The organism is Clostridium sp. HV4-5-A1G (genome assembly GCF_900184915.1).
GTDB lineage: Bacteria > Bacillota > Clostridia > Clostridiales > Clostridiaceae > Clostridium_B > Clostridium_B aromativorans.
This window is the reverse complement of sequence record NZ_FXYI02000087.1, coordinates 1-14952: the sequence shown is the minus strand read 5'-3', so window position 1 is coordinate 14952 and position 14952 is coordinate 1. Positions and strand designations below refer to the sequence as shown.

Below are 14952 nucleotides of genomic sequence, written 5' to 3'. Positions count from 1 at the left end.
AAATAAATTTATTTATAAATTTTTGCTATAAGTTTTTTATTTGTATTGCTATTTTACAAACTAACTGGTAAAATAAAAACAATGATTAATTTATTACTGCACTGAATTAAAGCATTAGCATGATAAAATAAGGAAGTGAACTCTATGACCAATTGGAAAAAATATATACCTGATGGAACAAAGGATATTTTATTCGAAGAATGCAGCAAAAAAATAGATATAGAAAATATATTGAGGAAAACATATGTGTCCAGCGGATTTATGGAGGTAAAATCTCCAACTTTGGAATTCTATGATACTTTTAATGGGAACAATTCCATATTACCTCAAGAAAAAATATATAAATTGATTGATAGTCAAGGAAGAATCTTGGCATTGAGGGCTGATATGACCACACCCATTGCTAGAATTGCGGGGACAAAATTAAGGGAAGTAGCTCATCCCCTTAGGTTATGCTACAATTCAAATGTGTACAGGGCTAATGAAAGTTTAAAGGGTAAAAATAGCGAGATAACCCAGTCAGGAATTGAAATCATAGGAACAGATAATACTGCTGCAGATGCAGAGGTCATAATAACTGGAATAGTTTGTCTGTTAAATTGCGGACTTAAGAATTTCAAGGTGGAAATTGGCCATGCTAAGCTGTTTAAAGCTTTGGTAGATCAGCTAAATATAGATGATGTGGAGAGGGAAAAACTGAGAAAAAGTATAGACATGAAGAATTTTACAGCGTTAAATGAGGTATTACATACAAATGAGGATAAATTTAATGAGGACTCTTTTAATATTCTAAGTGAACTGCCAAGGCTTTTTGGTGGTATAGAGACAATTGAGAGGGCATATGAGCTTACCGATAATAAAAATGCTTTAGAATGCCTTGGGGATATTGGGAAAGTGTATGAGATTGTAAAAAGCATAGGGCTTCAGGAGTATCTGTCCGTAGATTTAGGCATGGTCCATCATATAGATTACTATACTGGAATAATATTCAGGGGTTATACTCATGGTTTTGGAGGGAATATATTGAGTGGGGGAAGGTATGATAATTTGGTAGGCCAATTTGGAGACGATGAGCCTGCTACAGGATTTGCCATAGACGTGGATGGAGTAATTGCTGCCCTTAAGTATAATGAAATATTCTATGGAAAAGTATATGAGAAAGTACTGGTACATTATGATAAAAAAGATTTTAAAAAAGCTTATAAAAAGGCTCAGGAACTTAGGAGGAGCGGAATAATTGCAGAGATGAGTCTTTTTGACGATGAAAATAAAGCAGTGGAATATGCTGATAAAAATAATATGAAATTTATTAAAATAGGGGATGGAAAAATTTAAATGGTGAATGTCAAGAAAATAAGGATAGCTTTAACCAAGGGAAGAATTGAAAAGGAAGCAGTGAACATATTTCAAAAGGCACATATAGATTGCAGTGAAATCATGAATAAGGGAAGAAAGCTCATATTTCACAATTATAAGGACAATATAGATTTTGTTCTAGTGAAGGCACCGGATGTGCTCACATATGTAGAGCATGGAGTAGTTGATATAGGGATAGTTGGAAAAGATACTCTGCTTGAACAGAATAAAAATTTTTATGAAGTGCTGGATTTAGGGTTCGGGTGCTGTAAGTTTTCTCTGGCTGGACCCAGAAATTCCAATTTTTATTCCGGTTACAATAGGAAGAAAATTGCAACTAAGTATCCGAATGTGGCTAGAGATTATTTTAGAAAATTAGGACAAGATGTTGAAATCATAAAAATAGAGGGTTCTGTGGAATTGGCTCCTATATTGGGACTTGCAGATGCCATAGTTGACATAGTTGAAACAGGCAATACATTAAAAGAAAATGGGCTCGTTATTTATCAGGACATATGTAACATAAGTGCTAGAATGGTGGTTAATGTAGCTAGTATGAAGATGAAAAAAAGTGAGATACAGACAATAATAGATAAGGTTCAAATGCAAATTACTGCACGGGAAAAAGCTTTAAGTTAGGAGGAATATCATGGAAGATGATATTATAAATACAATATTTGCAAATACAGAAGATGGCAGAATGTATCTAAGCAATTTCAGAAATAAAGAGGAGAAAAATCAACAAAGTGCAATTGCAGCAGTCAATGATATATTGGAAGATGTGAGAAAAAATGGAGATGAAGCACTTGTAAAATATACAAACAAATTTGACAGCAAAAAAGTAGGCAGAGACAATATTTTAGTAACAGATCGGGAAATAGAAAATGCCTATGAAATGACAGATAATGAATTTATAGAAGCGTTGAAAACAGCAGCTCAGAATATAATTTTTTTTCATGAAAAGCAAAAGAGGAATTCATGGATGGTTACTAAAGACAATGGGATAATGTTAGGTCAGCAAGTTAGACCCCTGGAGAAAGTGGGTATATATGTGCCTGGGGGTACAGCTGCTTATCCATCATCTGTACTCATGAATGCCCTTCCTGCTAAAGTGGCAGGGGTTAAAGATATAACTATGGTTACACCTCCTTTAGAAGATGGAACTATAAATCCTAAAATTTTGGTTGCTGCAGATTTAGCCGGGGTGGATAAAATTTACAAAGTGGGAGGAGCTCAGGCCGTAGGTGCATTGGCTTTCGGCACTGGAACAATTTGTAAAGTGGATAAGATAGTGGGACCGGGAAATATATATGTAGCCATGGCTAAAAAAAGTGTATATGGCTTTGTTGATATTGATATGATAGCAGGTCCGAGCGAGATACTGATAATTGCAGATGAAACGGCAAATCCCTCCTATCTGGCAGCAGATTTAATGTCCCAGGCAGAACATGATGTACTTGCATCGGCGGTACTGGCTGTAACTTCTGAGAAATTGGCTGCTGAGGTAAAAAGGGAACTTTTAAAACAAATTAAATATTTAAAAAGAAAAGACATCATAATACAGTCTTTGAAAAATCGAGGGGCAATATTTATAGTGGACAGCATAGAAAAGGGCGTGAATTTAGCTAATGGAATAGCACCTGAACATTTAGAACTATGTATAGAAGATCCATTCCCGGTATTGGGAAAAATAAAAAATGCAGGTTCGGTATTCATGGGAAAATTTTCACCAGAGCCTCTGGGAGACTACATGGCAGGTCCAAATCATGTGCTTCCTACAAGCGGAACAGCTAGATTCTTTTCACCTCTTTCTGTAGATGATTTTATAAAAAAATTCAGTTTCACCTATTACTCTCAGAAGTCGCTTTTAGAGATAGGGGATAAAATTGTAAAGCTTGCAGAGGCAGAGGGACTTACAGCTCATGCCAATTCTATAAATGTCAGGATGAAATGACGATGAGGAGTGTGTTTTTATGAGAATAGGAGAGTTTTCTAGAAAGACCTATGAAACGGACATACAGGTAAAAATAGATCTAGATGGGAATGGAAGGTGTCAGATAGATACAGGTGTAGGCTTTTTTAATCATATGCTCTCTATGGTAGCAAAGCATGGAATGACAGATCTGGATATATTGGCAAAGGGAGATCTGAATGTGGATTTTCATCATACGCTGGAAGATACGGGAATTGTTATGGGAAAATGTATAAAGGAAGCTCTGGGGAATAAAAGAAATATAAAAAGGTATGGTACATTTTTTGTACCCATGGATGAAAGCCTATCCATGGTATCTGTAGATTTAAGTGGAAGACCTTATTTGGTATTTGATGCCGATTTCAATACTGAAAAAGTAGGTCAGATGGATACAGAGCTTGTAGAAGAATTCTTTAGAGCACTGGCCTTTAACGCAGAGATGACACTTCATGTGAAAGTGTTCTATGGAAAAAACACCCACCATATGATAGAGGGAATATTTAAAGCCTTTGCACATGCTTTTAGGGAAGCGGCATCTATAGATGACAGCATAAAAGGGATAATGTCTACAAAAGGCAGTCTGTGATTTCATTTAAATATAAGAGTTCAAAATTGTGAATTGTGTAAAGGTGGTGTTTAAAATTGATCTGTATTGTAGATTATGGTATGGGAAATTTAAAAAGTGTTCAAAAAGCACTTAGATATATAGGAGCAGATAGTAGGATAACTTCAGAAGGAAGAGACATAGAGGACAGCAGTGGAGTCATACTTCCAGGAGTAGGTGCTTTTCCTGAAGCCATGAAAAATTTAAAAAAGAGGAATCTGGATAAAGTTTTAAAAAAACAGGCAAAAAGCGGAAAACCCTTTATAGGTATATGCCTTGGCATGCAGCTCCTATTTGATAGTGGAGAGGAAATAGAAGAATGTGATGGGCTTGGATTGATATCAGGTAAAATAGTGAAATTATATGGAGATATAAAAATACCTCATATGGGCTGGAATAATTTAATTACTGAAAAGCAGTGCAAAATTTTGAAAGGTGTTCCTGAAAACAGCTATGTGTATTTTGTACATTCTTATTACGGAAAATTGAAATCAAAGGAAAACTTGAGTGCTTATAGTATTTATGGCCAGGTAGATATACCAGCTGTGGTAAATAAAAACAATGTTTATGGGACTCAATTTCATCCGGAAAAAAGCGGTGATGTTGGCATCAGAATATTGAAAAACTTTATAAAGATGACAGTTTAAGTTAGAGATTTGAGGAGGCATTTTATATGTTGATACTTCCGGCAATAGATTTGAGGAATGGTAAATGTGTCAGATTATATCAGGGGAAATTTGAAAGATCAGAAATAGTGGGAGAAGATCCGGTAAAAGTAGCGTTGAGTTTTAAAAAAGCCGGGTCAGAATATATCCACATGGTAGATTTGGATGGGGCTCTTGATGGAAAAATAAAAAATGCAGAAACTATATCAAAAGTGGTGAAAGCATCTCAAGTTCCAGTGGAGCTTGGGGGAGGAATAAGAAATCTAAATACTGTAGAAAAGCTTGTACAGCTAGGAATATCAAGAATAATACTAGGGACTGCTGCCCTGAATGATCCCGGCTTTGTGAAAGAGGCAGTAAAAAAATATGGAAAAAAGATAGCTGTAGGCATAGATGCAAAGGATGGGAAAGTTGCAATAAACGGCTGGATGAATATAAGCACTGTAAAGTATACAGATTTTGCAAAGCAGATGGAAGATATAGGAGTTGAAACAATCATATTTACGGATATAAGTAAGGACGGAACACTGGGAGGGCCTAATTTGGAACAGCTTTCCAGGATTCAAGATGCCGTTAGCTGCAAAATAATAGCTTCTGGTGGAATTAAAAATATAGAGGATTTGCAGAGTATAAATAAGATGGGCATATATGGAGCTATTACAGGTAAAGCCATATATGCTGGGAATATAGATTTGAAAAAAGCTATAAAGCTGTGCAAATAAAATTAGTAGAAGGTGATAAGTCATGAGTAAATACTGGAGTAAAATTACAAGAAATGTAGAACCATATGTATGCGGTGAACAGCCTAAGGATAAAAAATATGTAAAATTAAATACCAATGAAAGTCCCTATGCGCCATCACCGAAGGTATTGAATGCCATAAGAAATGCAGCGGATGGAGACATTAGATTGTATCCAGATCCCAGCTGTGATAAATTGAGAGAAACTATTTCAAGTTATTACGGCTTGAATAAATCCCAGGTTTTTGTTGGTAACGGATCTGACGAAGTTTTGGCCATGTCGTTTTTAACATTCTTTGACAAAGATGAAGCTATAGTATTCCCGGATATAAGCTATAGTTTTTATCCGGTGTATGCCAATTTATACGGCATAAAGTGCAGATTGGCGGCATTGAATGAAGATTTTTCGATTCCAGTGGAAGAATTTTTGAAACCAAATGGAGGAATAGTGCTTCCAAATCCAAATGCTCCCACGGGAAAGTGCCTTGAAACTGAAAGAATCAAGGAGATTTTGAAAAACAATGGGGATAAAGTAGTTATAATAGATGAAGCCTATGTGGATTTTGGAGGAAATTCCGTGATTGGTCTTATAAAGGATTATCCCAACCTGCTGGTAGTACGGACTTTATCCAAGTCCCGTTCGCTGGCTGGACTTCGGGTGGGATTTGCATTGGGTCAGGAAGAACTTATAGATGGACTCAATAGAATAAAAAATTCCTTTAATTCTTATACTGTAAACAGAGTTTCCAATGCAGCGGCAATAGCTGCCCTGGAGGATGAAGATTATTTTAAGAAATGTGTTGAGAAAATAATAAATACCAGAGAGTCAACGGTAAAAAAACTGAGGAAGCTGGGATTTAAGGTCGTACCTTCAAAGTCCAATTTCATATTTATAACCCACCCGCTATATGCCGCCAGAGAACTTTTTATGAAATTAAGAGAAAAAGGTGTTCTTGTAAGATATTTTGACAAAGATAGAATAGATAATTATATGAGGGTAAGCATAGGTTCAGATGAAGATATGGATATTTTTATAGAAAAGATCAGAGAAATTATTGGGAAGGGAGTGTAGGATTTGCTTACCAAAAGAATAGTACCCTGTCTGGATGTGAACATGGGCAAAGTTGTCAAGGGAATAAATTTTGTAGATTTACAGGATGTAGGAGATCCTGTGGAAATAGCTGAACACTATAACAGACAGGGAGCAGATGAAATAGTGTTTTTGGATATTACGGCTACTTATGAAAAAAGAAAGACCATAATAGATCTGGTGGAGAGGACAGCTGAAAAAGTATTTATTCCCCTTACAGTAGGAGGGGGAATATCCGGAATAGATGATTTTAAAAATATACTTAGGGCAGGAGCAGATAAAATTTCCATAAACTCTTCTGCCGTAAAAGATCCAAAATTGATATATGAAGCAGCAGATAAATTTGGTTCCCAATGTGTGGTGGTGGCAGTGGATGCAAAGAAGAGAGATAGTGGAGAGGGATGGGATGTATTTGTAGAAGGCGGCAGAAGAAATACTGGAATGGATGCTGTAGAATGGATTAGAAAGGCAGAGCATTTGGGAGCCGGGGAAATACTTTTGACAAGCATGGATGCAGATGGTACTAAGAAGGGATATGATATAGAACTTACCAAAACTGTATGCAAAACTGTGAATATTCCTGTAATAGCCTCCGGGGGATGCGGATCTCTAAAGGATTTTTACGATGTCTTTAATGATACAGGTGCAGATGCGGCTCTGGCGGCTTCACTGTTTCACTATGGAGAACTTACCGTAAGGGAGGTAAAACAGTATCTTAAGACAATGAACATTCCCGTTAGATTCTGAAGTTAAAAGGGTGATAATAAATGAATGCAGAGATTCTAAATAACATAGATTTTAAAAAAGCAGGAGGGCTTGTACCAGCGATTGTTCAGGATTTTGAAAATGGAGAAGTGCTTATGCTGGCGTATATGAATAGGGAGTCCTTAAATAAGACCGTTGAAACAGGCAAGACCTGGTTTTGGAGCAGATCCAGAAATAAGCTCTGGAATAAGGGCGAAACTTCAGGACATTATCAGTATGTAAAAAGTGTAAAACTGGATTGTGATTATGACACTATATTAATAGAAGTTAAACAAATAGGAGCAGCTTGTCATACGGGAAAAAGAAGCTGTTTTTATAGAAAATTATATTGAGAAAAAGGAGTGTGTATTTTAATGGAATTGCAAAAAATATTAGAGGAATTATGCGGTGTTATAGAAGACAGAAAAGAAAATCCCATAGAGGGTTCCTATACGAGTTATCTATTTAGAGAGGGAATTGACAAGATACTTAAAAAAGTGGGGGAAGAAGCTTCTGAAGTGATAATTGCCAGCAAGAATAATGATAAGCAGGAAGAGGTCTATGAAATATGTGATCTCGTATATCATCTTTTAGTTTTGATGTCAAATCAAAAGGTAGATCTTAAAGATATAACTGAAGAACTTGAAAAGAGAAGACAGAAAATATGTAATAAAAAACCTGAAAGAAAAATAATGGAAGGAATACATTAGTATTCTTCTGCCAGAGATTTTTATGCTCTGGCCTTTATTTATTATTAGAAAAGATATTTTACATTATTATAATTCAAAATTTAATTCCAATATGGTAAAGTATTTAAATATATTGAGTGGAACTTGCCTGCTTGATTATTATTCAAGAGATGAACTGTCAAAGAAGATTTCAGATTTTATAAAACTATTGCTAAAAACATGACATTGTGATTACATAATTGTATAGGGTGATTTTTTATATTCCAGGCTTAGATGAACTTATTTAGAGCATATTCAAATATCAAAGTTTAAATATCAATTTTAATGAATTTTCAGTCGTATCTAAAATCAGCATTATTTGATATCTGCACTTTGTACTTTAGATTAAGAGGGGATGGTTATATGGAGGGAAATTATTTTATTACAATTACAGGGCTGAATCATTATTATGATAAAAGACCCTTTGAAGTTGGTCGTATACTGAAGATTGTAAAAGAACCTGAAAATGAATATGACCAAGAGGCAATACGTGTAGAACTTCCCTATATTGGCACGGTTGGTTATGTTGCCAACAGTCCCAGTACCGTTTTTAGGGGAACAATTAGCTCTGGAAGGTTGTATGACTCTATAGGAGATTATGCCTATGCACAGGTTTGTTTTATCACCCATTCCAGTGTGATTGCACTTGTTCTATCACCGGATGAAGTGGGAGAAAATTTAAAAGAAGAAGAAATACAGGAAATGGTCGAAAAACTGAAGAACATGAAATAAGGCGTAGAAAATATCTATTTCATCTCACACATGCTTGTCTCGTTTCTATTATTCTATTATGCATATTTTAGGCAGTAACAAATTTATCTAGCTTAATAAGTCAAAGCTGTTATCTCTAACTTTTTTTGAATTCCACTTTATGATGTAAAATTATAAGGATATTTAATAGGAACTGCGTTCAAATTTTTTGTATAATGGATTATAATATTAAGGTAATATTTAAATATCAAAGTTCAGAACCCAAATATCAATTTTGGTGGATTCTAGGTCATACAGGAAATTATCATTATTTGATATTTGATATCTGCACTTTGTACTTTAAGATTGAAGGTGGGATATGAGATGGATAAATCTGAACTTTTGTCTGAACTGGTGGAGGTATCTGCCAGGCCTATATTTCAAGCAAAAAATTACTGGCATAAAAGTGTGTACAGCACGTTGGAAGCCAGGAGGAAAGCTGCAAAAGAAAGTGAAAATTATGCATTGGCTTTGAAAGCTGACATTGTATCCATAAAAAGGCTTTGGGAAAAACAGCTGAAAGTTATAGAAAAATGGGCAAGGGATGAAAAAATACCTGATACAGATGAAATTGGCAGGACTATAGAAAATATTGAAAGAGAATCTAAAACGGAAATAATGGGGAATAAGATAATTTTTGAAAATGAAGATAAACTAAATAGGGATGAGCTTGATTTTATAGAAAGATACAGTTCCATAGAAGATTTAAATGAAAGAATTGCATCTATGGAAGAGGATTATCTGTATTTCCGGATAAGAGATTATATAATTTTAAATTTATTTCAGTTTTTGGAGGAAAATAGAGAAATGGCACTTAGCATATTGAGTGGAAATGTCCCCCAAAATGTAGAGAAGATATCTGATTTAATCTGTAAACATGCGGATAGGTGCATGTATATTGATTTAGAATGAGATTGATTTAATATGAATTTTCACTTTTAAGGGAATAAAAATTAGGGGGAGCATTATTGGACGTTAAGGTAGTAAATGAAGTAATAATATTATCACTTATGATGATGGTGGGGGTGTTTGCGAGAAAAAAAGATATAATAACTAAAGAGACGGTGGGAAGTCTATCGGATTTTTTACTGAAGGTAACTCTGCCGGCTATGGTGCTGACTTCTTTTAATTATAGTTATTCGGAAAAAATGGTAAAAAATGCAGAAGATATATTTATATATGCTGCAATCCTTCAGATAGGCCTTATACTTTTTAGCAAATTGTTGACCTTTAAAAACAAGGATAATGCTAAAAAGGTCTTGAGATTTATAATTATATTTTCCAACAGCGGGTTCATGGGATATCCTGTTCTTGAAGGCATATTCGGGAAAATAGGTATATTTTATGCAGCCATATTCAACATACCATACAATATTTTTATGTTTAGTGTGGGAATTATGATATATACTGAAAAAAGTGACTTAAAGACAACAAAAGAGGTGGTTTTAAATCCAGCAATAATTGCAACAGTAATTGGTTTTTTGATGTTTTTATTTTCTATAAAAATGCCATATACTTTATATACTGCGGCAAGTGCGGTGGGAGCTATGACTACTCCACTTTCGATGATCTTAGTTGGAGCTATGCTGGCGGAAGTAAAATTGAAGGATATATTTTCAGGAGTTTTAGTGTATTATGGATGTTTTTTAAGGCTGATATTAGTACCTATTTTTACAGTTTTACTGTTGAAAATATTACATACAGATAATTTGATAATTCAGATATGTGCTATAATTGAAGCCATGCCTGCGGCAGTTGTAGCTTCTGTATTTGCACAGAAATACAGAGCAGATACAGAACTGGCAGCCAGAATTATATTCATGAGCACCATAATGTCGATGTTCACCATTCCAGCAGTGACATTGTTTCTAAAATATATAATTTAAAAGTTTATAGGAGATGGTATATTGTTTGATACACATGTACATACTACTTTTTCTACGGATTCAGACATGAAGATAGAATCTGCTGAGAAATATGCGGAGGAAAATTGTGTGTCCCTTATAATAACTGAGCATATGGATATCAATTTTCCTAAAAAGGGTTTGTTCTGCTTTGACGTAAATAGATACTTCCAGGAATATTTCAAGTGGAGAAAGGATGATTTGCTTCTGGGGATAGAGCTTGGAATGAAAGAGGACTGTGTAAAAGAGAGTAAAAAGCTTATAGAGGACAATTCGTTTGATTATGTAATAGGCTCCATACATCTAATTGACAATATGGATTTATATTATCCTGATTATTATAAAGGAAAGACCAAAAAGGAAGCTTATCTCAAGTATCTCCAGGTTATGTTCGATAATCTGAATTATTTTGACTTTATAGATAGTTTGGGACACATTGATTACATAGCTAGATATGCCAAATATGAGGACAGTGAGTTGTATTACAACAGCTTTTCGGATATAATAGATGAGATATTAAAAAGACTTATAGAAAAAGGAATATGTCTGGAGCTAAATACCAGAAGACTTGGCAATTACAGTTCAATAAAAAGTATGATTGATATATACAGAAGGTTTGAAGAACTGGGAGGAAAGTACATAACTATAGGATCTGATGCCCATGATCCTTCTGCTATAGGAATAAATTTTAAAGATGCAGTGGAAATTGCTGAACTCTGCAATCTAAAAATTGTATATTTTAAAAATAGGTCGAAGGAATATGATAAAAACTTATAGGAGGGTTAATTATGGAATTTACACATAATATGGAGCAGACTATTGAGAGTATAGGAAAAGGAAGAGCTTTTCTAACAAGTAAGTACGATGATAGAATAAATACCATGACTATAGGATGGGGGAGTATTGGTATTATATGGAGGAAACCTGTTTTTACTGTCCTTGTGAGAGAATCCAGGTATACAAGAGAATTCATAGAAAAAAGTGGAAATTTTACTGTAAGTGTATGTTTTGATGACAGCATGAAAAAAGCATTTTCAATATGCGGGACAAAATCAGGAAGAGATATAGACAAATTTAAAGAGTGCAATTTGAAAGCAGTTCCGGGTAAAAGCGTGAGCAGCCCTGTAATGGGTGGATGTAATATATATTATGAATGCAAGGTTGTATATAAAAGGGATATGGATAAAAAGTTTTTATCTGAAGATGTGGATTCAGATTGCTACGGCGGCAGTAATACGGGGGATTATCATACAATTTATTATGGAGAAATAGTAAATTGTTATGAAGCACAATAAGCCTGAAAATAGTTTAACAATGCAGCCATAAGAAGTTTTCAACTGTAACTTCTTATGGCTGCACTGAGTTTTCCGTTGAATTTTTAAATCATCTTTGTATATTGATTTAAAGCACGTTTCAGGCTGTCGATTTGAGGTTCTCTGTCTTTACTGCGAAGTGCGTCAAGAACACAGTGATCGAGATGATCTTCTAATACAATTTGGCTGATTTTTTGTAAAGCTGCTTTTGCAGAATTGAGCTGAATGATAATTTCGTCACAGGGTTTGTCATTTTCCAGCATCTTGCATATGCCATTTAACTGCCCCTGAATTCTATTGATTCTCTGACATAGTTTCTTTATATCGTGATGTTGATAATCAGGCATGAGATCCACTCCTTTTAAATTATACTATAAAAATTATAGCAAAAATGCAAATTTTAATTTTGAAGATAATCAACTGATCTCCTCTTTATATGTGAGCAGCAGGGCGGAATTTACAACTACAAATACTGAACCGCAGTTATGAACAAGTGCTGCTGTCACAGGATTTAAAATGCCAAAACCCGCGAGGATAATGGCGAAAAAGTTGATGCACATGGAGATGATGATGTTAAAAATAATGCGGCTCCTGGTTTTACGACAGAGCCTTATTAAAAAGGGAAGCTTGCTTATATCGTCGCTCATCAAAGCGATATCTGCGGCTTCAATGGCCACATCTGAGCCTATGGCACCCATGACAATACCTACAGAAGCTGTGGCTAAAGCTGGGGCGTCATTTACTCCATCTCCCAGCATGCCTACAGAATACCCCTCTTCTATTAATTTTTTTATTGTAGCGGATTTGTCTCCAGGAAGCTGGGAAGCAAATATGTCTGTCATGTTTATGGATTGTCCAATAGAATTGGCAACGGTTTGATTGTCTCCTGTTAGCATGATCATATGTGATATACCAGCTTTTTTTAAATCTGAAATTGTGCTTTTAGCCTCTTTTCGAAGAGTATCTGCAATGGTTATAATTCCTGCAATTTTTCCATCTAAAGCAACGGGTAAAACGGTCTTTCCATATTTTTGAGTCTGTTCAATAAACTCCAAGGCTCTTGGAGAACTATTTATAAGCTCTTGTCCAATAATTTTCATACCGATTGAGAGTTTGTGCCCACAAATTGTTGCAGAAATACCTTTCCCAGCCTCCATTGCAAAGGATTCAGGATCCTCTGGAGTAATGTTATGACTTTGGCTGTATGCAACAACGGCTTTTCCCAATGGATGTTCAGAAAATTTTTCTGTACTGGCAATCAGTTTTATAAAATCTGTCTTACTTATATTTTGGTCAAATATTACAATATCCTCTACTTGAAGTTTGCCATAAGTAAGTGTTCCTGTTTTATCCATAACTATGGTATCGAGTTTTGCGGCAGTTTCTACTGCAGAACCTGATTTAATAAGTATTCCCTTTTTTGTGGCATTTCCAATTGCAGCCATTATGGCAGTAGGAGTGGCAAGTATCAGTGAGCAGGGGCAAAAGACAACCAATGCTGTAACTGCTCTGTGAATATCCTTTGTAATAATCAAGATCAATATAGAGCAGCCTAGGGCAATTGGAACGAGAATACGGGCCCATTTATCTGCAATACGGACGATGGGTGCCTTGTTTTCTTCAGCTTGTTTTACTAGATGGATCATCTTTTTAAGGGAGGAGTCATCACCTACATTGATGGCTTTAATTTCTATAGCACCCTGTTGGTTTATGGTACCCTGATATACTTCATCTCCAGCTGTTTTGTCAACGGGAACGGATTCACCGGTCATGATTGATTGGTCAATTGAAGTGTTTCCACTGAGTATTCTGCCGTCAACGGGAATAGACTCACCGGGACGAACTAAGAGAATATCACCCTTTTTAACTTCTGATACCAATATTTCTCTATCACCGTTTAAACTGTGCAGACATGCTTTTTGAGGTGTGAGTTTTATAAGTGACTGCAGGCTTTTATGAGATCTATCTGCTGTAACATCCTCTAACACTGTGCCCAGCTGCATGATGAAAGCGACTTCTCCGGCAGCAAAATATTGGCCTATTATAAGTGCAGCTATTAGTGCAATTGCCACTAGAAGATCAGCGGTAACATCAAATTCTGTAATCAGTCCTTTGGTGGCCCCAAAAACTATGGGAATTCCACTTATGATAATGGCGATCCAGGCTGCATCAAAGGGTAATTGCGGAATCAATTTAAAAAAACTTATAATTAAAACTATTCCTGATAGTATTGTTAGACATAATGTACGAAATTCTTCTTTCTCTCGAAACTTATCAATAACATACATAATGAAGTTCCACCTTTCTTTTGATCAATTTACGATTAATGAAGATTTTTTTTTGGCCGTACTGAGAGTCCACTGAATTTTATGTTGGAACTGTGATATTTAAATATGCCATATGCCCCTATGTGGTATATGATTATTTTAGAAAAAATTATCCTCTTTGTCAACTACAGTCAGCCATCAACTACATGTAGAAATTATTTGGATGAATTTAATCCGTCAGTTTAGTAGACAAAAATACTTGAAGTTTATAGTTGACAATTTTACTCTGATTTGATAATATAAAAAATACAATAGGTAAAGTATTTAAAAAGTAGATGGGAAGTGGTTACTTGAAATTATCTACAAAAGGAAGATATGGTGTAAAAGCTATGGTGGATTTAGCTATTCACTATAGTGAGGAACCTTCATCTATAAAGAGTATATCAGAAAGACAAAACATATCGGAATATTATTTAGAACAGTTATTTTCCAGTTTGAGAAAATCCAATTTGATCAAGAGTATAAGGGGAGCACAAGGTGGATATATTTTAAATAGAGAACCTAAAGATATAACAATAGCTGATATAATGGGAGTATTGGAGGGTCCTGTAGAAATTTCAGATTGTATAGATGAAAATAGTGAAAGTTCTTGCAGCAGGATAGATTGTTGTGCTACCAGACTTTTATGGAGCAAAATTAAGGAGAGCATAGATCAGGTTATGAAATTTACTACTTTGCAGGATATGGTAGATGATTATAATCAAATGATACAGCAGAAGAATAAAAGAAATAAATAGATAATCTATTAAAATATAACTT

Annotated in this window: 18 protein-coding genes; 16 read left to right on the top strand and 2 right to left on the bottom strand. The window is 35.0% G+C overall.

Annotated elements, in window-relative coordinates:
• Positions 1–144: 144 nt before the first annotated feature.
• From J5G60_RS10500 to J5G60_RS10430, 15 genes are all read left to right on the top strand, one after another.
• Complete coding sequence (locus J5G60_RS10500; protein WP_150358285.1) at positions 145–1335, top strand: ATP phosphoribosyltransferase regulatory subunit; 1191 nt, start codon at positions 145–147, stop codon at positions 1333–1335.
• Positions 1336–1995 carry an ATP phosphoribosyltransferase gene (gene hisG / locus J5G60_RS10495; RefSeq protein ID WP_150358286.1) on the top strand — a complete coding sequence of 220 codons (660 nt, stop codon included), beginning with the start codon at positions 1336–1338 and terminating at the stop codon, positions 1993–1995.
• Between the two features lie 61 nt (positions 1996–2056).
• Positions 2057–3310 (top strand): histidinol dehydrogenase, encoded by a 1254-nt coding sequence (hisD, locus tag J5G60_RS10490; RefSeq protein ID WP_442870520.1) that lies wholly within the window; start codon positions 2057–2059, stop codon positions 3308–3310.
• A 19-nt stretch (positions 3311–3329) separates the two neighbouring features.
• Positions 3330–3914, top strand: coding sequence for an imidazoleglycerol-phosphate dehydratase HisB (gene hisB / locus J5G60_RS10485; protein WP_150358288.1), 585 nt, complete (start codon positions 3330–3332; stop codon positions 3912–3914).
• Between the two features lie 56 nt (positions 3915–3970).
• Positions 3971–4579, top strand: coding sequence for an imidazole glycerol phosphate synthase subunit HisH (gene hisH, locus J5G60_RS10480; RefSeq protein WP_150358289.1), 609 nt, complete (start codon positions 3971–3973; stop codon positions 4577–4579).
• Positions 4580–4605: 26 nt separating this feature from the next.
• Positions 4606–5319: a 1-(5-phosphoribosyl)-5-[(5-phosphoribosylamino)methylideneamino]imidazole-4-carboxamide isomerase gene (gene hisA / locus J5G60_RS10475; protein ID WP_150358290.1), complete on the top strand. Its 714-nt coding sequence runs from the start codon at positions 4606–4608 to the stop codon at positions 5317–5319.
• 22 nt (positions 5320–5341) lie between these two features.
• Positions 5342–6409: a histidinol-phosphate transaminase gene (gene hisC / locus J5G60_RS10470; RefSeq protein WP_150358291.1), complete on the top strand. Its 1068-nt coding sequence runs from the start codon at positions 5342–5344 to the stop codon at positions 6407–6409.
• A gap of 3 nt (positions 6410–6412) precedes the next feature.
• The gene (hisF, locus tag J5G60_RS10465) at positions 6413–7174 is read left to right on the top strand and encodes an imidazole glycerol phosphate synthase subunit HisF (protein ID WP_150358292.1); all 762 of its coding nucleotides are present in this window, start codon (positions 6413–6415) and stop codon (positions 7172–7174) included.
• Positions 7175–7194: 20 nt separating this feature from the next.
• On the top strand, positions 7195–7524 hold the full coding sequence (gene hisI / locus J5G60_RS10460) for a phosphoribosyl-AMP cyclohydrolase (RefSeq protein ID WP_150358293.1): 330 nt from the start codon (positions 7195–7197) through the stop codon (positions 7522–7524).
• Between the two features lie 21 nt (positions 7525–7545).
• Positions 7546–7881 carry a phosphoribosyl-ATP diphosphatase gene (hisE, locus tag J5G60_RS10455; protein WP_150358294.1) on the top strand — a complete coding sequence of 112 codons (336 nt, stop codon included), beginning with the start codon at positions 7546–7548 and terminating at the stop codon, positions 7879–7881.
• Between the two features lie 381 nt (positions 7882–8262).
• On the top strand, positions 8263–8631 hold the full coding sequence (locus J5G60_RS10450) for an HIRAN domain-containing protein (protein WP_150358295.1): 369 nt from the start codon (positions 8263–8265) through the stop codon (positions 8629–8631).
• A gap of 342 nt (positions 8632–8973) precedes the next feature.
• Complete coding sequence (locus J5G60_RS10445) at positions 8974–9561, top strand: hypothetical protein (RefSeq protein ID WP_150358296.1); 588 nt, start codon at positions 8974–8976, stop codon at positions 9559–9561.
• 56 nt (positions 9562–9617) lie between these two features.
• A complete protein-coding gene (locus tag J5G60_RS10440; protein ID WP_150358297.1) occupies positions 9618–10535 on the top strand; it encodes an AEC family transporter in 918 nt (305 codons plus the stop codon).
• Positions 10536–10556: 21 nt separating this feature from the next.
• The gene (locus J5G60_RS10435) at positions 10557–11330 is read left to right on the top strand and encodes a histidinol phosphate phosphatase (protein WP_150358298.1); all 774 of its coding nucleotides are present in this window, start codon (positions 10557–10559) and stop codon (positions 11328–11330) included.
• Positions 11331–11341: 11 nt separating this feature from the next.
• Entirely contained in the window at positions 11342–11848 is a 507-nt protein-coding gene (locus tag J5G60_RS10430) for a flavin reductase family protein (protein ID WP_150358299.1), read from the top strand.
• An 83-nt stretch (positions 11849–11931) separates the two neighbouring features.
• On the opposite strand, the gene J5G60_RS10425 is transcribed toward J5G60_RS10430, so the two are convergent.
• Together J5G60_RS10425 and J5G60_RS10420 are read right to left on the bottom strand one after the other, a co-directional pair.
• Complete coding sequence (locus J5G60_RS10425; RefSeq protein WP_150358300.1) at positions 11932–12213, bottom strand: metal-sensitive transcriptional regulator; 282 nt, start codon at positions 12211–12213, stop codon at positions 11932–11934.
• Between the two features lie 69 nt (positions 12214–12282).
• The gene (locus tag J5G60_RS10420; RefSeq protein WP_150358301.1) at positions 12283–14154 is read right to left on the bottom strand and encodes a heavy metal translocating P-type ATPase; all 1872 of its coding nucleotides are present in this window, start codon (positions 14152–14154) and stop codon (positions 12283–12285) included.
• Positions 14155–14483: 329 nt separating this feature from the next.
• On the opposite strand from J5G60_RS10420, the gene J5G60_RS10415 reads away from it, so the two are divergent.
• A complete protein-coding gene (locus tag J5G60_RS10415) occupies positions 14484–14930 on the top strand; it encodes an RrF2 family transcriptional regulator (RefSeq protein WP_150358302.1) in 447 nt (148 codons plus the stop codon).
• The last annotated feature ends 22 nt before the right edge of the window (positions 14931–14952 follow it).